This window comes from Pseudomonas mosselii (assembly GCF_003205295.1).
Taxonomy (GTDB): domain Bacteria; phylum Pseudomonadota; class Gammaproteobacteria; order Pseudomonadales; family Pseudomonadaceae; genus Aquipseudomonas; species Aquipseudomonas mosselii_B.
Genome location: NZ_QJRP01000006.1, coordinates 69,131 through 86,097, shown reverse-complemented (window position 1 = coordinate 86,097; position 16,967 = coordinate 69,131). Strand labels below are relative to the sequence as shown.

Below are 16,967 nucleotides of genomic sequence, written 5' to 3'. Positions count from 1 at the left end.
TGCAGGGCGCGAGCTTCGCGCCCTTTTCGTCTTTGATCTGTACAAGGAAAGCGATCGATGAAGAAGTTGATTCTGGCCGTGGGGCTGATGGCATTGGCCGGCGGCGCGCTGGCGGCGGGCAAGCCGTGCGAGGAGCTCAAGGCGGAGATTGCGGCGAAGCTCGATGCCAAGGGGGTGAAGGGCTATACGCTGGAGATCGTCAACAAGGGCGATCCGGCGGGCAAGGTGGTCGGCACCTGCGAGGGCGGGACCAAGGAGATTGTCTACCGCCGTGGCTGATGCGCTGGATTCTTCGCGGGCAAGCCCGCTCCCACAGGTATTCCACTGTTATCAAGGTCAGTGAGGTACCTGTGGGAGCGGGTTTACCCGCGAAGAAGATCACTCGGTCTTGAGGGCCTGCGCCATCAGCTCATAGGACCTGATCCGGTCGGCATGCTCATAAAGATCACTGGTAAAGATCAGCTCATCCGCCCCGGTCTGTTCCAGCAGCACTTCCACCTTCGCCCGCACCTTCTGCGGGCTGCCGATCATCGCCAGGCCCAGGAAACTGCTCACCGCATCGCGTTCATGGGGCAGCCACAGTTCATTCATGCTTTCGACAGGCGGGCGCTGCATCAGGCTCTGGCCACGGATCAGCGCGAGGATACGCTGGTACACCGACGTCGCCAGGTACTCGGCCTTTTCGTCGGTCTCGGCCACCACCATCGGGATGCCGAGCATCACGTAAGGCTTGTCCAGCGTGGTGGACGGCTTGAAATGGTCACGGTAGATGCGGATTGCCTCGTGCATGTAGCGCGGCGCGAAATGCGAGGCGAAGGCATAGGGCATGCCGCGCATGCCGGCCAGCTGGGCGCTGAACAGGCTGGAGCCGAGCAGCCACATCGGCACCTCGGTGTCATGGCCGGGCACGGCGATCACTTTTTGATCATCTGTACGCGGCCCGAGGTAGCGCGACAGTTCCTCGACATCGTCGGGGAAGTCGTCGGCGCTGCCGGAGCGTTCGCGACGCAGGGCGTGGGCGGTGATCTGGTCGGAACCCGGAGCGCGCCCTAGGCCCAGGTCGATACGACCAGGGTACAGGCTGGCCAGGGTGCCGAACTGCTCGGCGATCACCAGCGGCGCATGGTTGGGCAGCATCACCCCGCCGGAACCGATGCGGATGGTCGAGGTGCCACCGGCCAGGTAGCCGATCAGCACGGCGGTGGCCGAGCTGGCGATGCCGTCCATGTTGTGGTGTTCGGCGACCCAGAAGCGGTTGTAGCCAAAGCGTTCGGCGTGCCGGGCCAGGTCCAGCGAGTTGTGCAGCGATTGCGCCGGGCTGCCATCGGCGCGCACGGGCACCAGGTCGAGGGTGGATATCTTCAGGTCTCGCAGGTGCGTCATTGGAGCCTCCGCTTCAGGTGATTGGCCAAAGGCCTTGCGAACTCTGTATGGGCATATTCGGCGGATTCAATGCCTGCCTGCAGATTGATCTGAACTTGGCGCAAGCCCAGTCCTCAGAACTGTACATACCCAACCCATGTCCGGGAGGCAGCATGAAAAAGACAGCATCGGCGGTCTGGCAAGGTGGTCTGAAGGAAGGCAAAGGCCTGATTTCCACTGAAAGCGGCGCGCTCAAGCAGGCGCCCTACGGCTTCAACACCCGCTTCGAGGGCAGCCCCGGGACCAACCCGGAGGAACTGATCGGCGCCGCCCATGCCGGGTGCTTCTCGATGGCGCTGTCGATGATGCTGGGCGAGGCGGGCTTCACCGCGGAACGTATTGATACCGTTGCCGAAGTGAGTCTCGACAAGCAGGCCGACGGCTTTGCCATTACCGCCGTGCACCTCACGCTCAAGGCAACAGTGCCGGGTGCCAGCGAAGCGCAATTCAAGGAGATCGCCAACAAGGCCAAGGCGGGTTGCCCGGTCTCCAAGGTACTGAACGCGACCATCAGCCTGGACGCCACCCTGCTTTCCTAGGCGGCGCAACGGCGGCGGTTTCCTGTAGTCTAAACAGCGTTGGCAGCTTGTCTGCCCTGTCTCAGGAGCCGTTCCATGATCCGCGTAGCAATTGGTGTGCTGGCTTCCCTGCTCGCCACGGCCGCACTGGCCGCGCCCAAGCCGTGCGAGGAGCTAAAGGCCGAGATCGAAGCGAAGATCCAGGCGCGCGGGGTAACCTCCTACACGTTGGAAATCGTGCCCAACAGCGAAGTCCGGGACCAGAACATGGTCGTCGGCAGCTGCGATGGCGGCACGAAGAAGATCATCTACCAGAAGAACGACAGGTAAGTCTCGATAGGTGGGGCCGCCAAGCGGCCCCATACTCCGCTCAAGGAATACAGGTCACGTTGCTCGGCTCGTTCACCACCACCTTGCGGTTGGCGTCGTACAGTAGCACCTGTGGTTGCATCGCCGGGGCCCGCGCCTCCAGTCGATAACGCTGGCCGGCCTTGAAGTCGTTGTAGCGCACGGTGAGGTAGCAGGTTCGCTCGGTGGGGTCGGTGCTGAAGCCGCCGGAATAAATCTCGTAGTCGAAGCGCACCACCAGTTCGTGCTTGCCGGGCGTCACCTGGAAGTAGCGGCCGTCGTCCAGGCGCTGGCCGTCCAGACGGTCGGCCATGATGGTTCTGCCGGGGGTGATGGTGTAGAGATCGACCCAGGCCTTGCCTGGGTCTACGGGGGGCAAGGGGCTGGCGCACGCCCCCAGGGCACTGAGGGCCATCAGCATCATGGGCTGGCGCATGGTGAAACTCCCGCTCGCGGTTCACAGGTTACAAGCATAGCGCCGTTCGCGGGGTTCAGGTGCGCTGGCAACCTGCCGGCTCGCCCTGGCCGATCAGTTTCTGCTGCTGGTCGTAGAGCTTGACCCAGGGGCGGAACCCGATGCTGCCGGCCTGCATCTGGTAGCGCTGCCCGGCGGTGAAGTCCTTGTAGGTGAGATTGAGTTGGCAGTCGCGCCACAGCGGTTCGCCCACCGGGCCGATGTTGCTGGGCGTCACGGTGAACTGGTAGCGCACGGTCAGCTCGTGATTGCCTGGCTGCACCTGGAAATAGCGGGTGTCGGCCCAGTCGCGCTCATCGACCTGCAGGGCGTGCAGCGAGTCGTTGTCACCTGGGGCCAGGTCGATCCAGGCCTGGTTCGGGTCGGCGCGGGGCAGGAAGGAGGCACAACCGGACAACAGCACGAGCGTGCCGGCGGCAAACAGCAGAGTACGCATGGCGAAGCTTCCCCTTGGCGAGATAGTCTTGGTCGCATTCGGCCGACGAGCGAGATAGACAGCCTCGATGTTTGGACTTTTTCTTTTCATGCGCTGCAGCCGTCGGGGTCTGGACCGCGTTTTCACCCGGTTGGTTCCCGTGGCGCTGGGTGTCCTGCTGAGCGGTTGCTCCAGCGTGAGCTATTACGGCCAGCTGGCAGAGGGGCAGTGGCAGCTGTTGCAGGCGCGCCAGCCGCTGGACCGGGTGATCGAGGATCCGGCCACCAGCCCGGTGCTGCGCCAGCGCCTGTTGTTCGCCGAAAAGGCCCGGGCGTTCGCCAGTGCGCAGCTGAAGTTGCCGGATAACGGCAGTTACCGGGTCTACGCCGACCTGGGGCGACCGTATGTGGTGTGGAATGTGTTCGCCACCCCTGAGCTGTCCTTGCAACCGGTGACCCATTGCTTCCCCATCGCCGGCTGCGTGGCCTATCGCGGGTATTACCGACAGGGCGCGGCCCGCGGCGCGGCGGCATTGATGCGCCAGGAAGGCCTGGATGTCTACGTGGGAGGCGTGGAGGCTTACTCCACCCTGGGCTGGTTCGATGACCCGATTCTTTCGACCATGGCCGGCTGGGGCGATGAGCGCTTGGCCACGGTGATCTTCCATGAGCTGGCACACCAGCGCTTCTACGTGCAGGACGATACCGAGTTCAACGAGTCGTTTGCCTCGTTTGTCGAGCAGGAGGGAACACGGCAATGGCGCGCGGCACGTGGGTTGGCTGCCATCGAGGAGGTCGGGGCCCGGCAGCGCGAGCAGTTCACCCGGCTGGTGCTGGCCAGCCGCGAGCGCTTGCAGGCGATCTATGTCGGGCCGCTGGATGAGGCGGGCAAGCGGGCGGCCAAGCAGGCTGAGTTCGAGCGGTTGCGGCGGGAGTACCGCGAGGTACGGGACCGCGACTGGGGTGGTGATCGACGTTTCGATGCCTGGATCTTTGCTCCATTGAACAATGCCAAGCTGCTGCCGTTTGGGCTTTATGACCAGTGGGTTCCGGCGTTTTCGAAGCTGTTCGATGAGGTTGGAGGGGACTGGGGACTGTTTTATGAGCGGGTCGAGGCGCTGGGGCGGATGCCAATCGAACAGCGCAAGGCGGTGCTTGGACGGTTGATGGCAATGCCTTGAGATAAAGGGGCTGCTTTGCAGCCCCGATACATATCAGCCTCTGATGAATGCCTGATGCAGCTCGGCCAGCGTCTCGAAATGAAACGCCGGCGCCTCGGCCTCGAGTTCCTCTCGACTGCCGAACCCATAGCCCACCGCCACGGCCTGCAAGCCATTGCTGCGCGCACCGATCAGGTCATGCTTGCGGTCGCCGATCATCAGGGTCTGTGCCGGGTCCAGCCCTTCTTCGTCCAGCAAGTGGCGAATCAGCTCGACCTTGTTGGTGCGGGTGCCGTCCAGCTCGCTGCCGTATATCACCTTGAAGTGGTGGTCGAACTCGAAATGCCGGGCGATCTCGCGGGCATACATCCACGGTTTGGAAGTGGCGATATACAGGGTGCGGCCCTGGTCGTTGAGCGCCTGCAGCAGTTGCGGCACACCGTCGAACACCAGGTTCTCGTACAGCCCGGTGACCTTGAAGCGCTCACGGTAGAAGTTCAGCGCGTCCCAGGCCTTGGTTTCGTCGAAGCCATAGAACTGCATGAAGGCCTGCAACAGGGGTGGGCCGATGAATTGCTCGAGGCGGGTCAGGTCCGGCTCGTCGATGCCCAGCTTGGCCAAGGCGTACTGGATCGAGCGGGTGATCCCCGAGCGTGGGTCGGTCAGGGTGCCGTCGAGGTCGAAAAGGATGTTCTGCTGGTGCATGGAGCTGTCCACTCTGGTATTCATCTGGACGCCATCGCGGGGCATGCGAAGGTCGTGGGAGCGGGCTTGCCCCGCGAGGGCGTCATTCCGGTTGGTCGTAGCCTTCGGCCAGGTGCTGGTCCTTGAGCTTCACGTAGTTGCCGGCGCTGTAGGGGAAGAACGCGTGTTCCTGCTCGCTCAGCAGGCGCACCTGCTTCACCGGGCTGCCCATGTACAGGTAGCCGCTGACCAGACGCTTGCCCGGCGGCACCAGGCTGCCGGCGCCAATGATCACCTCGTCCTCGACGATGGCGCCGTCCATGATGGTGCTGCCCATGCCAACCAGGATGCGGTTGCCCAGGGTACAGCCATGCAGCATGACTTTGTGACCGATGGTCACCTCGTCGCCGATGATCAGCGGAAAACCGTCGGGGTTGAACGGCCCGGCGTGGGTGATGTGCAGCACGCTGCCGTCCTGCACGCTGGTGCGTGCGCCGATGCGGATGCGGTGCATGTCGCCGCGTACCACGGTCAGCGGCCAGATCGAGCTGTCCTCGCCGATCTCGACGTCGCCGATGACCACCGCCGAGCGGTCGACGAAGGCCCGTGCTCCCACTTTCGGCGTGTGTTGCTGGAAGGTCCGGAGGGCCATGATAGTGTTCCTCTGCAATGCCGATAGGCAGGCTGCCTGCTGCGGTCGGCGTCGATTGTAATTAAGATGGTCCCGTGTTTCTCCTGCCAAGGTACCCGAACCGTGAGTACGAACAACCCGCTGCTGCAGCCCCATGATCTGCCGCCCTTCTCGGCAATCCGCGCCGAGCATGTGCTGCCGGCGATCGAGCAGATACTCGCCGACAACCGCAAGGCCATCGCCGAGATCCTCGAAAAGCAGGGCAAGAACCCGACCTGGGCCGGCCTGGTGCTGGCCATGGACGAACTCGACGACCGCCTGAGCGCCGCCTGGAGCCCGGTCCGCCACCTCAATGCGGTGTGCAACAGCCAGGAACTGCGCGAGGCCTACGAGTCGTGCCTGCCGGCCCTGAGCGCCTATTCCACCGAACTGGGCCAGAACCGTGCCCTGTTCGAAGCCTATGAAGCCCTGGCCGCCAGCCCCGAGGCCGGCGGTTTCGACGTGGCACAGAAGACCATCATCGACCACGCCCTGCGCGATTTTCGCCTGTCGGGCATCGACCTGCCGGCCGACCAGCAGCAGCGCTACGCCGAAGTGCAGAGCAAGCTCAGTGAACTGGGCAGCCGCTTCTCCAACCAGTTGCTCGACGCCACCCAGGCCTGGACCAAGCACGTCACCGACGAGGCCGCCCTCGCCGGCCTGACCGATTCGGCCAAGGCGCAGATGGCCGCCGCCGCCCAGGCCAAGGGCCTCGACGGCTGGCTGATCACCCTGGAATTCCCCAGCTACTACGCGGTGATGACCTACGCCGACGACCGCGCCCTGCGCGAAGAGCTGTACGCCGCCTACTGCACCCGCGCCTCCGACCAGGGCCCGAACGCCGGCCAGTTCGACAACGGCCCGGTGATGGAAGAGATTCTCGACCTGCGCCAGGAGCTGGCCAAGCTGCTGGGCTATCCGAACTTCGCCGAGCTGAGCCTGGCCACCAAGATGGCCGAGTCCAGCGACCAGGTGCTGAGCTTCCTGCGTGACCTGGCCAAGCGTTCCAAGCCGTTCGCCGCCCAGGACCTGGAGCAGCTCAAGGCTTACGCCGCCGAGCAGGGCACCGCTGAGCTGGCCAGCTGGGACGCCGGCTACTTCGGCGAGAAGCTGCGCGAACAGCGCTACAGCGTGTCGCAGGAAGCCCTGCGCGCCTACTTCCCGATCGACAAGGTGCTGTCCGGCCTGTTCGCCATCGTCCAGCGCCTGTACGGCATCGAGATCGCCGAACTCAAGGGCTTCGACAGCTGGCACCCGGACGTGCGCCTGTTCGAGATCAAGGAAAACGGCCAGCACGTCGGCCGTTTCTTCTTCGACCTCTATGCTCGCGCCAACAAGCGTGGCGGCGCCTGGATGGACGGCGCCCGAGACCACCGCCGCACCGCCGCAGGCGCGCTGCAGAGCCCGGTGGCCAACCTGGTGTGCAACTTCACCCCGGCTACGCCCGGCAAGCCTGCGCTGCTGACCCACGATGAAGTCACCACCCTGTTCCACGAGTTCGGCCACGGCCTGCACCACTTGCTGACCCGCATCGAGCATGCCGGCGTGTCCGGCATCAACGGCGTGGCCTGGGACGCGGTGGAGCTGCCGAGCCAGTTCATGGAAAACTGGTGCTGGGAGCCCGAGGGCCTGGCGCTGATTTCCGGCCACTACGAGACCGGCGAACCGCTGCCCCAGGACCTGCTGGACAAGATGCTGGCGGCGAAGAACTTCCAGTCCGGCATGATGATGGTGCGCCAGCTGGAGTTCTCGCTGTTCGACTTCGAGCTGCACGCCACCCACGGCGACGGCCGCAGCGTGCTGCAGGTGCTCGAAGGCGTGCGCGACGAGGTCTCGGTGATGCGTCCGCCGGCGTACAACCGCTTCCCCAACAGCTTCGCACACATCTTCGCCGGCGGTTACGCGGCGGGTTACTACAGTTACAAGTGGGCCGAAGTGCTGTCGGCCGACGCCTTCTCGCGCTTTGAGGAAGAAGGTGTGCTGAACGCCGAGACCGGCCATGCCTTCCGCGAAGCCATCCTGGCCCGTGGCGGTTCCCGCGAGCCGATGGTGCTGTTCGTCGACTTCCGGGGCCGTGAGCCTTCCATCGATGCATTGCTGCGCCACAGTGGCCTCACCGAGGACGCGGCGGCATGAGCGAGGTAGCCGTGAGCAAGAGCAAGCGACGTTTCATCGCCGGGGCGGTATGCCCGGCGTGCAGTGAGATGGACAAGCTGATGATGTGGAACGAGGACGGCGTGCCGCACCGCGAGTGCGTGGCCTGCGGGTTCACCGATACCCTGAATGAGCAGGGCCTGTCGGTACCCTCGGAGCTGGGCACCCGGGTCAACCACCTGGCGCCCAAGGCGGCGCCGGCCAAGGTGCAGACCGTGCAGTTCTTCCCCAATCCGAAGCTGAAGAAGCCGGAGTAACCGGGTTTCGCAATTCCTTGCGCCCATTCGCGGGTAAACCCGCTCCCACAGGAGTATCACAGGCCTGTGGGAGCGGGTTTACCCGCGAATGGGCCAGGCGGTACTGGCATCACTTCGAAAACCGGATTACTGTGTTTATGTACAGTAATCCGGTCTTCCATCATGAAACCAGCCCCCATTCGCGGCCGTGGCACCGCCGGCAACCCCCACAACCGCTTCGCCCTGAGCGTTTCAGTGGTCGAGGATGATGGCTGGTACCAGGAAGTCCCACTCACCCAGGGCACCGAGGTGCGGATCGAGACGGCCAAGACCATCATCGCCCGCAACACCTCCCCCGACCTGCCCTTCGACCGCTCAATCAACCCCTACCGCGGTTGCGAGCACGGCTGCATCTACTGTTACGCCCGTCCCAGCCATGCCTACTGGGACCTCTCCCCCGGCCTCGATTTCGAAACCAAGCTGATTGCCAAGACCAATGCCGCCGAGGTACTTGAACAGCAATTGAGCAAGCCCGGTTACGTCTGTGCGCCAATCAACCTGGGTTCAAACACCGACCCCTACCAGCCCATCGAGCGCGAGCATCAGCTCACCCGACGCTTGCTCGACGTGCTACTGCGCTACCGCCATCCGGTGACCATCGTCACCAAGGGCTCGCTGATACTGCGCGACCTTGATCTGATCAGCGAACTGGCCAGCCAGCGCCTGGTGCGGGTAATGATCAGCCTCACCACTCTCGACGATGAGCTCAAGCGCACCCTCGAACCCCGCGCAGCCGCCCCCAAGGCTCGTTTGCGAGCGATCCGAGTGCTGCGCGAGGCCGGCGTTTCGGTGGGCGTGCTGTGTTCGCCGATGATCCCGATGATCAATGACAGCGAGCTGGAGCACCTGCTGGAGGCGGCGAAGGAGGCCGGCGCGCAGAGCGCGGCGTACATGATGCTGCGCCTGCCGTTGGAGGTCGCACCGTTGTTTGAGCAGTGGCTGCACGATCATTACCCGCAGCGGGCCGCGCATGTGCTGAGCCTGATTCGTCAGAGCCGGGGTGGCGAGCTCTACGACAGCCGATTTGGCGCGCGAATGCGCGGTGAAGGCGTGTTCGCTGAGCTGCTGGCCCAGCGCTTTCGCAAGGCGGCGAGGCGCTTGGGGTTCGAGGGGCGGGAGGAGCTGGCGCTGGATTGCACGGCATTCTGCCCGCCGGGCGGGCAGATGGCGTTGTTTTGAACGCGGACAAGGCACGATCTATTGATCTTGCAGGTACCGTGGGGCTGGCTTCAGATACAACCGAAAGTTGTAGCTTTCGCTATTGGATCAGGCTCGTGCGGTTAAGCAGTTGAACCGCGGCCCCCGGATTTCGGGAGGTGGCTGCCTTAAGTGCCTGAGTCACCATCTCAACCAAAATTGGTTTGGATGACGACTGTATATGCCTACCAATCCTGGCCTGGTGGGCTTTGACCTTGCCTACGTATTCAGAAGTGCTCCCTTCAGATGCCAGGGAAGACAGTTCCTCCTGAGTGAAGAACACTTCGTACGCCAGCGCGATCTTTTCGTTCCATTGGGGCTGGTACAGAGGAAGCAGCCTGTTGATTTCCTCAGATATCACGTCCTCCGCCTCAGCATGGCCAAGCTCGGCAGCGATAGCCTTGAAGGACACTGTTTGCCTGGCGACCCAAAGAGCCATGACCGGCAGGTTCTCCCCGATTTTTGCTTGATCTACGAACGCTAACGCGTGTCGATGTGCGCTTGACCCCGCACCCTGCTCCACCGCATGTGGGTAGACCTCCAGCAGTTCGGCGCGTTTCGGGTCGGCGAGCAGTGCGGTGCACACACTCAGGCAGCCTAAAAAGATGGCGTGAGGCAAGGAGCGGCGAAGATGCATGACGGTCCGTGTCTAGCAGTGACGAGGGATGCGCATCCTATGCTGGCGAAATGCTTTTTTAAATCGGAAGAGCGACATTAATGTTGTCAGAAGGCTCGTAGTAGAGCGGTTTTTTTGCCTTGAGATGGCGTGGGAAACGACCAGCATGAACGTCGTGCAGGTACTTTTCGTGCTGGCTTGGGGGCAGGTGCGCCGCCGGTGTATGAATGTCGCTAGGACAACCCGGCAATAAATGCCTGTGGGAGCGGCGTTAGCCGCGAACACCGGCGTAGTCGGTGCATGGTACCGTGTCGCTTGCTTCGCGGCTGAACCCGCTCTCACAGGCCAGGTGCTTGCCACGAGACAGTTATCCCCAGTGTGGCTAATGCAAGGTACTAAAATCAGTCGTGGCTATTGGCAAATGATGCTTTTTTGCTATTATTCAGATCCCGCCTAAAGTCCCTGGAACGCCCGTTCTAGAGCTGTCCAAATTAAGTTTCAGTTAAGTTTCCTACGCTAGCGTGAGTCATGAGTCAGCAGTGACTGTGATTATTTACCCGTGCGCGTCATCTAAATCCCCGCGTCACTCCAATCTTTCCCCGGTAACATGGAATTCACTTTCAAACCGTCAAGAGGATGAATCATGCCCGTCAAGGACCCATCCAAGGTTGTCCCGGCCGCACCCGCCGAAAGCGCCGATGCCGCCCTCAAGCATATCGTCGACGGCTTCCTGCGGTTCCACACCGAAGTCTTCCCCGAGCAGCAAGAGCTGTTCAAGAAACTGGCCACCGCGCAGAAGCCGCGCGCCATGTTCATCACCTGCGCCGACTCGCGCATCGTGCCTGAACTGATCACCCAGAGCTCGCCGGGCGACCTGTTCGTCACCCGTAACGTCGGCAACGTCGTGCCGCCGTATGGCCAGATGAACGGCGGTGTGTCGAGCGCCATCGAATACGCGGTGTTGGCGCTGGGCGTGCACCACATCATCGTCTGCGGCCACTCCGACTGCGGCGCCATGCGCGCGGTGCTCAACCCGCACTCGCTGGACAAGATGCCGACTGTCGCGGCCTGGCTGCGCCACGCCGAGGTGGCGCGTACCGTGGTCGAAGACAATTGCTCCTGCGGCACCCCGCACGAAAGCATGCAGCTGGTGACCAAGGAAAACGTCATCGCCCAGTTGCACCACCTGCGCACCCACCCATCGGTGGCCTCGCGCCTGGCCGCGGGCCAGTTGCATATCCATGGCTGGCTGTATGACATCGAGACCAGCCAGATCGAAGCCTACGACGCCGCCAGCGATCGCTTCCTGCCGCTGACCGCAGGTCAGCCGATCCCCTCTGCCACACCGAGAGGCCGCTACTAAGCGACCCGAACACGCTGAAAAAGCCTTGATTGCCGGCTGCACCCGATGGGTGCGGCGCGGCCTTCGCCTGCCTTGAATCTCCCTGAATGCCTTGCCGGCAGACCCGCTGGCGGCCTGCGCCTGCGCGTCATTCAGGGTTCCCCGTGCTAGCGGCCAGCGGAATGGCCGTGAATTTAGAAAGGAGCTACATGGTGAACATGACACAGATAAAGGCGGCCCTGCCGCGCGAGTTGCTGGCTTCGGTGGTGGTCTTCCTGGTCGCCCTGCCGTTGTGCATGGGCATTGCCATTGCCTCGGGCATGCCGCCGGCCAAAGGACTGATCACCGGCATCATCGGCGGTATCGTGGTGGGCTTTCTCGCCGGCTCGCCGTTGCAGGTCAGCGGCCCGGCGGCGGGGCTGGCGGTGCTGGTGTTCGAGCTGGTGCGCCAGCATGGCGTGGCGATGCTCGGGCCGATCCTGCTGCTGGCCGGCTTGTTGCAATTGCTGGCTGGACGCCTGCGCCTGGGCTGTTGGTTCCGGGTCACGGCGCCGGCGGTGGTGTATGGCATGCTCGCCGGGATCGGCGTGCTGATCGTGCTGTCCCAGGTGCATGTGATGTTCGACACGGCGCCACAGCCCTCGGGTGTGGACAACCTTCTGGGCTTCCCGGCGACGCTGGCTTCGGCCCTGCCGCTGGAAAGCACGGGCAATGGCTGGCAGGCCGGCGCGCTTGGGCTGGGCACGATCGCCATCATGTGGGGCTGGGAGCGCCTGCGCCCGCAACGCCTGCGCTTCATTCCCGGAGCCCTGCTCGGGGTGGCGGCGATGACCGCCGTCAGCCTGTGGCTGGCGCTGCCGGTCAACCGCGTTCAGGTGCCGGCCGATTTATCCGAAGCCATCGACTGGTTGCGCCCGGATGACCTGCTCAAGTTGGCCGACCCGACCCTGCTGGTGGCGGCCTTCGCCCTGGCCTTCATCGCCAGCGCCGAGACCTTGCTGTCCGCCGCCGCCGTCGACCGCATGCACAGCGGCCAGCGTTCGGACTTCGACCGTGAGCTGTCGGCGCAGGGCATCGGCAACATGCTCTGCGGGGTGCTTGGTGCGCTGCCGATGACCGGGGTGATCGTGCGCAGCTCGGCCAACGTCCAGGCCGGCGCCCGTACACGGGCCTCGGCGATCTTCCATGGGCTCTGGCTGCTGGCCTTCGTGGTGGCGCTGAGCAGCGTGCTGCAGCAGATCCCTGTGGCCAGCCTGGCCGGGGTGTTGGTCTATACCGGGGTCAAGTTGGTGGACTTCAAGGCGTTCCGTGGGCTGGGCCGTTATGGGCGGATGCCGATGTTCACCTATGCGACGACTGCATTGGCGATCATCTTCACCGACCTGTTGACCGGCGTATTGCTGGGCTTTGCCCTGACCCTGCTGAAGCTGGCGCTGAAGGCGGCGCGGCTGAAGATCAACCTGGTGGCATTGGGTACGCCGGGGCACATGGAACTGCGCCTGAGCGGCGCGGCGACCTTTCTCAAGGTGCCGGCGCTGACCCAGGTGATGGATACGGTGCCGGAGGGGACCACCTTGCATGTACCGCTGGGCAACCTGAGCTATATCGACCATTCCTGCCTGGAGTTGCTCGAGGACTGGGGGCGCAGTGGCGCGGCCAAGGGTTCGCGGCTGGTGCTGGAGCAGCGGCGCTTGAAGCGGCGGGTCGAGGGACGGTTGCGGACTACGGCGGGGGTTGGGGTTTAGCCTGGGAGATCGCTGGGGCCGCTTTGCGGCCCTTTCGCGACACAAGGCCGCTCCTACACGAGATCGCGTTCCCTTGTCGGAGCGGCCTTGTGCCGCGAAAGGGCTGCGCAGCAACCCTGGCGATTTCGAACGTTGCTCAGGCCGACTGCCCCAACTCCACGCCAAGCTGGCGCGACAGGCACGGCCAGCGCTTCCACGCAGCGCCAGTTGCCGGGCTCGACAGCTTGTCGCGGTAAGCCTCCACCGACTCGGCTGCAAAGCTTTCGTCATCAAGCATCTCATCCACCGAATGGTGCACCACCTCATCCAGCTGGTTGGCAAACGTCTCGCCGATCAGCTGATGGGCGATCAGGTTGGCGACCGTGGTATCCACCGGAATCAGCGGTTGCTGGAAATGGCGGATATACAGGTCGTTGACCTCCTCGACCAGGCGATGCGCCAGGTAGGCCTCGTCCAGCAGGCAATCCAGCCCGACCTGCCCCGCCATCACGCTCGGAGGCTGCAGGAAATAGGCCTCGGCAATCTTCAGTACCGGTTTGATCTGCGTCTCGATGCCTGCTTCGAGCGCTACGTTGTGCGCGGCCTCGAGCAGTTCCGGAACCTCGTTGATATAGGCGCCGACAAAGCGCGCCAAGGTACCCTGGGCATCCTGCTGGGGTAGTTGGATCGATGGATGCAGGTGTGGCAGTTGCAGTTCGAGGCGGGCTTTCAGTTGGCCTGTGCGGCTCTCATGTTGATGGGCATTTTCGATCTGCTCGCGTACAGCAGCGATGTTCATGACAACTCCAGGGACATGGCGTTACAAACGGAAGACACTAAGTTAGCTTGCTTACGAGAATCGCTAAGACGCATTTGTTATATCGCTGAGATACGTGTAGGAAATTGGCTATATCAAAGTGCCATTATTGTGCCCCGGGCCAGTATTCATGCGGCTTTCAGCGCAAACGTTTGGTTACGTGAAGATCATTTCAAGCCCTGCGTTGCGCACCATTGGTCGGTGTCTATACTCCGGGTGAAACGTGATTCGTTGATGAGGCCCGACTGCCTTAAGCAGGGGGCTCGGTCGTCGAAGCCAGGCAGTCTTGGCCACCGTTCCCCCCTTTGTCGTAGCAGGTCGTCCACGCCTCCGGGACTACAAGAACGATAAGGGGAACCCGCAATGATGCGACATCCACATGTCTGGATGGGCCTGTTGCTGTGGTCGATTTTCGGTCAGGCACAGGCAGCATGGACGGTGAACATGGCGCCCGGGGCGACGGAAGTCTCCCACGCAGTGTTCGACCTGCACATGACCATCTTCTGGATCTGCGTGATCATCGGCATCGTGGTGTTCGGCGCGATGTTCTGGTCGATGGTCATCCACCGCCGCTCGACCGGGCAGCAGGCCGCGCACTTCCACGAGCACACCTGGGTCGAGATCCTCTGGACGGTGGTTCCCTTCCTGATCCTGGTAGTCATGGCCATCCCGGCCACCAAGACCCTGATCGACATCTACGACGCCAGCGACTCGGATATCGACATCCAGGTCACCGGCTACCAGTGGAAGTGGCACTACAAGTACCTGGGCCAGGACGTCGAGTTCTTCAGCAACCTGGCCACCCCCGCCGAGCAGATCCACAACAAGTCGCCGAAGGACGAGCACTACCTGCTCGAGGTCGACCAGCCGCTGGTGCTGCCGGTGGGCGCCAAGGTGCGCTTCCTGGTGACCGCCGCCGACGTCATCCATTCCTGGTGGGTGCCGGCCTTCGCGGTCAAGCGCGACGCCATCCCCGGCTTCGTCAACGAGGCCTGGACCCGGGTCGAGAAGCCGGGCATCTACCGTGGCCAGTGCACCGAGCTGTGCGGCAAGGACCACGGCTTCATGCCGGTGGTGGTCGAGGTTAAGTCCAAGGCCGACTACGACACCTGGCTTGGCGAGCGCAAGGCCGAGGCGGCCAAGCTCAAGGAGCTGACCAGCAAGGAATGGACCCTCGAAGAGCTGGTCGCCCGCGGCGACAAGGTCTACCACACCACCTGCGTGGCCTGTCACCAGGCCGAAGGCCAGGGCCTGCCGCCGATGTTCCCGGCGCTCAAGGGCTCGAAGATCGCCACCGGGCCCAAGGAAGCTCACCTGGGCATCGTCTTCCACGGCAAGCCCGGCACCGCCATGGCGGCGTTCGGCAAGCAGCTTTCGGAAGTCGATATCGCCGCCGTGGTCACCTACGAGCGCAATGCCTGGGGCAACAACAAGGGCGACATGGTCACGCCGAAGGACGTGCTGGCGCTCAAGCAGGCCGAAGCGCAATGAGCCGGGCTAGCCGCGGCAGTCAGTGGATTGCAGGAGACAGGACATGAGTGCAGTGATCGACGACCACGCCCACGGTCATGAACACGCCCACGGCCCGGCCAAGGGCCTGATGCGCTGGGTGCTGACCACCAACCACAAGGACATCGGCACGATGTACCTGTGGTTCGCCTTCAGCATGTTCCTGCTCGGTGGCTCGTTCGCCATGGTGATCCGCGCCGAGCTGTTCCAGCCCGGCCTGCAGATCGTGGAGCCGGCGTTCTTCAACCAGATGACCACCATGCACGGGCTGATCATGGTGTTCGGCGCGGTGATGCCGGCCTTCGTCGGCCTGGCCAACTGGATGATCCCGCTGATGATCGGCGCGCCGGACATGGCCCTGCCGCGGATGAACAACTTCAGCTTCTGGCTGTTGCCGGCGGCGTTCCTGCTGCTGGTCTCGACCCTGTTCAGCCCCGGCGGCGGGCCGAACTTCGGCTGGACCTTCTACGCCCCGCTGTCGACCACCTACGCTCCGGCCAGCGTGACCTTCTTCATCTTCGCCATCCACCTGATGGGCATCAGCTCGATCATGGGCGCGATCAACGTGATCGCCACCATCCTCAACCTGCGCGCCCCGGGCATGACCCTGATGAAGATGCCGCTGTTCGTCTGGACCTGGCTGATCACCGCGTTCCTGCTGATCGCGGTGATGCCGGTGCTGGCCGGCGTGGTGACCATGATGCTGATGGACATTCATTTCGGCACCAGCTTCTTCAGCGCCGCTGGCGGTGGCGACCCGGTGCTGTTCCAGCACGTGTTCTGGTTCTTCGGCCACCCCGAGGTGTACATCATGATCCTGCCGGCCTTCGGCGCGGTCAGCTCGATCATCCCGGCGTTCTCGCGCAAGCCGCTGTTCGGCTACACCTCGATGGTCTACGCCACCGGGGCGATCGCCTTCCTGTCGTTCATCGTCTGGGCCCACCACATGTTCGTGGTCGGCATCCCGGTGGTGGGCGAGCTGTTCTTCATGTACGCGACCATGCTGATCGCCGTGCCCACCGGGGTGAAGGTGTTCAACTGGGTCAGCACCATGTGGGAAGGCTCGCTGACCTTCGAGACACCGATGCTGTTCGCCATCGCCTTCGTCATCCTGTTCACCATCGGCGGCTTCTCCGGGTTGATGCTGGCCATTGCGCCTGCGGACTTCCAGTACCACGACACCTACTTTGTGGTCGCCCACTTCCACTACGTGCTGGTGCCCGGGGCGATCTTCGGCATCTTCGCCTCGGCCTACTACTGGCTGCCAAAGTGGACCGGCCACATGTACGACGAAACCCTCGGCAAGCTGCACTTCTGGCTGTCGTTCGTCGGCATGAACCTGGCCTTCTTCCCCATGCACTTCGTCGGCCTGGCCGGCATGCCGCGGCGGATCCCGGACTACAACCTGCAGTTCGCCGACTTCAACATGGTCTCGTCGATCGGCGCCTTCATGTTTGGCGCCACGCAGATCTTCTTCCTGTTCATCGTCATCAAGTGCATCCGTGGCGGGGTGCCGGCACCGGCCAAACCGTGGGATGGCGCCGAAGGGCTGGAGTGGTCGATCCCGTCGCCGGCGCCCTACCACACCTTCCAGACCCCGCCGGAAGTGAAGTAGGAGCCT

18 protein-coding genes are annotated in these 16,967 nt (G+C 63.3%); 11 read left to right on the top strand and 7 right to left on the bottom strand.

All coding sequences use genetic code 11. The features are described 5' to 3' along the window. The first annotated feature begins 57 nt into the window (after window positions 1–57). Window positions 58–279: a DUF1161 domain-containing protein gene (locus tag DMX06_RS08070; protein ID WP_110736077.1), complete on the top strand. Its 222-nt coding sequence runs from the start codon at window positions 58–60 to the stop codon at window positions 277–279. A 99-nt stretch (window positions 280–378) separates the two neighbouring features. Here the strand turns inward: DMX06_RS08070 and DMX06_RS08065 are convergent, their stop codons facing one another. Further along, window positions 379–1,383: an LLM class flavin-dependent oxidoreductase gene (locus DMX06_RS08065; RefSeq protein WP_110736075.1), complete on the bottom strand. Its 1,005-nt coding sequence runs from the start codon at window positions 1,381–1,383 to the stop codon at window positions 379–381. Window positions 1,384–1,535: 152 nt separating this feature from the next. Between DMX06_RS08065 and DMX06_RS08060 the strand changes: the two genes are divergently transcribed. Next, window positions 1,536–1,961, top strand: coding sequence for an OsmC family protein (locus DMX06_RS08060; RefSeq protein WP_110736073.1), 426 nt, complete (start codon window positions 1,536–1,538; stop codon window positions 1,959–1,961). Between the two features lie 75 nt (window positions 1,962–2,036). After that, on the top strand, window positions 2,037–2,270 hold the full coding sequence (locus DMX06_RS08055) for a DUF1161 domain-containing protein (protein WP_110736071.1): 234 nt from the start codon (window positions 2,037–2,039) through the stop codon (window positions 2,268–2,270). A gap of 40 nt (window positions 2,271–2,310) precedes the next feature. On the opposite strand, the gene DMX06_RS08050 is transcribed toward DMX06_RS08055, so the two are convergent. Next, complete coding sequence (locus DMX06_RS08050; RefSeq protein ID WP_028688711.1) at window positions 2,311–2,724, bottom strand: PA0061/PA0062 family lipoprotein; 414 nt, start codon at window positions 2,722–2,724, stop codon at window positions 2,311–2,313. A gap of 55 nt (window positions 2,725–2,779) precedes the next feature. Next, entirely contained in the window at window positions 2,780–3,199 is a 420-nt protein-coding gene (locus DMX06_RS08045; protein ID WP_110736069.1) for a PA0061/PA0062 family lipoprotein, read from the bottom strand. Window positions 3,200–3,287: 88 nt separating this feature from the next. Here DMX06_RS08045 and DMX06_RS08040 point away from each other — a divergent pair, with 88 nt between their 5' ends. Further along, window positions 3,288–4,358 carry an aminopeptidase gene (locus DMX06_RS08040; RefSeq protein ID WP_110736067.1) on the top strand — a complete coding sequence of 357 codons (1,071 nt, stop codon included), beginning with the start codon at window positions 3,288–3,290 and terminating at the stop codon, window positions 4,356–4,358. Between the two features lie 33 nt (window positions 4,359–4,391). Here the strand turns inward: DMX06_RS08040 and DMX06_RS08035 are convergent, their stop codons facing one another. Together DMX06_RS08035 and DMX06_RS08030 are read right to left on the bottom strand one after the other, a co-directional pair. Then, complete coding sequence (locus DMX06_RS08035) at window positions 4,392–5,042, bottom strand: HAD family hydrolase (protein WP_110736311.1); 651 nt, start codon at window positions 5,040–5,042, stop codon at window positions 4,392–4,394. An 82-nt stretch (window positions 5,043–5,124) separates the two neighbouring features. Continuing rightward, window positions 5,125–5,673: a gamma carbonic anhydrase family protein gene (locus DMX06_RS08030; protein WP_110736065.1), complete on the bottom strand. Its 549-nt coding sequence runs from the start codon at window positions 5,671–5,673 to the stop codon at window positions 5,125–5,127. A gap of 102 nt (window positions 5,674–5,775) precedes the next feature. Here DMX06_RS08030 and prlC point away from each other — a divergent pair, with 102 nt between their 5' ends. The 3 genes from prlC to DMX06_RS08015 all read left to right on the top strand — a co-directional run bounded on the left by prlC (window position 5,776) and on the right by DMX06_RS08015 (window position 9,320). Further along, entirely contained in the window at window positions 5,776–7,827 is a 2,052-nt protein-coding gene (gene prlC / locus DMX06_RS08025; RefSeq protein ID WP_258378813.1) for an oligopeptidase A, read from the top strand. Further along, window positions 7,824–8,102, top strand: a complete 279-nt coding sequence (locus tag DMX06_RS08020) for a YheV family putative zinc ribbon protein (RefSeq protein ID WP_110736062.1) — start codon at window positions 7,824–7,826, stop codon at window positions 8,100–8,102. Before prlC ends, DMX06_RS08020 begins: the two co-directional genes overlap by 4 nt. Before the next feature lie 159 nt (window positions 8,103–8,261). Continuing rightward, a complete protein-coding gene (locus DMX06_RS08015) occupies window positions 8,262–9,320 on the top strand; it encodes a PA0069 family radical SAM protein (protein ID WP_110736310.1) in 1,059 nt (352 codons plus the stop codon). Window positions 9,321–9,399: 79 nt separating this feature from the next. Here DMX06_RS08015 and DMX06_RS08010 read toward each other — a convergent pair whose 3' ends face one another. Beyond that, the gene (locus DMX06_RS08010; protein ID WP_110736060.1) at window positions 9,400–9,975 is read right to left on the bottom strand and encodes a hypothetical protein; all 576 of its coding nucleotides are present in this window, start codon (window positions 9,973–9,975) and stop codon (window positions 9,400–9,402) included. A 622-nt stretch (window positions 9,976–10,597) separates the two neighbouring features. Between DMX06_RS08010 and DMX06_RS08000 the strand changes: the two genes are divergently transcribed. Further along, window positions 10,598–11,317, top strand: a complete 720-nt coding sequence (locus DMX06_RS08000) for a carbonic anhydrase (RefSeq protein ID WP_110736058.1) — start codon at window positions 10,598–10,600, stop codon at window positions 11,315–11,317. Between the two features lie 188 nt (window positions 11,318–11,505). Beyond that, a complete protein-coding gene (locus DMX06_RS07995) occupies window positions 11,506–13,041 on the top strand; it encodes a SulP family inorganic anion transporter (protein WP_375538088.1) in 1,536 nt (511 codons plus the stop codon). A gap of 136 nt (window positions 13,042–13,177) precedes the next feature. Here the strand turns inward: DMX06_RS07995 and DMX06_RS07990 are convergent, their stop codons facing one another. Beyond that, entirely contained in the window at window positions 13,178–13,819 is a 642-nt protein-coding gene (locus DMX06_RS07990) for a hypothetical protein (RefSeq protein ID WP_110736057.1), read from the bottom strand. Between the two features lie 381 nt (window positions 13,820–14,200). Here DMX06_RS07990 and coxB point away from each other — a divergent pair, with 381 nt between their 5' ends. Further along, window positions 14,201–15,328 (top strand): cytochrome c oxidase subunit II, encoded by a 1,128-nt coding sequence (gene coxB / locus DMX06_RS07985; protein ID WP_110736055.1) that lies wholly within the window; start codon window positions 14,201–14,203, stop codon window positions 15,326–15,328. Between the two features lie 43 nt (window positions 15,329–15,371). Continuing rightward, window positions 15,372–16,961 carry a cytochrome c oxidase subunit I gene (gene ctaD, locus DMX06_RS07980; protein ID WP_110736054.1) on the top strand — a complete coding sequence of 530 codons (1,590 nt, stop codon included), beginning with the start codon at window positions 15,372–15,374 and terminating at the stop codon, window positions 16,959–16,961. Window positions 16,962–16,967: the final 6 nt, after the last annotated feature.

Coding starts and splice junctions, on each gene's coding strand:
- DMX06_RS08070 (WP_110736077.1), top strand. CDS start 58: ATGAAGAAGTTGATTCTGGCCGTGGGGCTGATGGCATTGGCCGGCGGC.
- DMX06_RS08065 (WP_110736075.1), bottom strand. CDS start 1,383: ATGACGCACCTGCGAGACCTGAAGATATCCACCCTCGACCTGGTGCCC.
- DMX06_RS08060 (WP_110736073.1), top strand. CDS start 1,536: ATGAAAAAGACAGCATCGGCGGTCTGGCAAGGTGGTCTGAAGGAAGGC.
- DMX06_RS08055 (WP_110736071.1), top strand. CDS start 2,037: ATGATCCGCGTAGCAATTGGTGTGCTGGCTTCCCTGCTCGCCACGGCC.
- DMX06_RS08050 (WP_028688711.1), bottom strand. CDS start 2,724: ATGCGCCAGCCCATGATGCTGATGGCCCTCAGTGCCCTGGGGGCGTGC.
- DMX06_RS08045 (WP_110736069.1), bottom strand. CDS start 3,199: ATGCGTACTCTGCTGTTTGCCGCCGGCACGCTCGTGCTGTTGTCCGGT.
- DMX06_RS08040 (WP_110736067.1), top strand. CDS start 3,288: ATGCGCTGCAGCCGTCGGGGTCTGGACCGCGTTTTCACCCGGTTGGTT.
- DMX06_RS08035 (WP_110736311.1), bottom strand. CDS start 5,042: ATGCACCAGCAGAACATCCTTTTCGACCTCGACGGCACCCTGACCGAC.
- DMX06_RS08030 (WP_110736065.1), bottom strand. CDS start 5,673: ATGGCCCTCCGGACCTTCCAGCAACACACGCCGAAAGTGGGAGCACGG.
- DMX06_RS08020 (WP_110736062.1), top strand. CDS start 7,824: ATGAGCGAGGTAGCCGTGAGCAAGAGCAAGCGACGTTTCATCGCCGGG.
- DMX06_RS08010 (WP_110736060.1), bottom strand. CDS start 9,975: ATGCATCTTCGCCGCTCCTTGCCTCACGCCATCTTTTTAGGCTGCCTG.
- DMX06_RS08000 (WP_110736058.1), top strand. CDS start 10,598: ATGCCCGTCAAGGACCCATCCAAGGTTGTCCCGGCCGCACCCGCCGAA.
- DMX06_RS07995 (WP_375538088.1), top strand. CDS start 11,506: ATGGTGAACATGACACAGATAAAGGCGGCCCTGCCGCGCGAGTTGCTG.
- DMX06_RS07990 (WP_110736057.1), bottom strand. CDS start 13,819: ATGAACATCGCTGCTGTACGCGAGCAGATCGAAAATGCCCATCAACAT.
- coxB (WP_110736055.1), top strand. CDS start 14,201: ATGATGCGACATCCACATGTCTGGATGGGCCTGTTGCTGTGGTCGATT.
- ctaD (WP_110736054.1), top strand. CDS start 15,372: ATGAGTGCAGTGATCGACGACCACGCCCACGGTCATGAACACGCCCAC.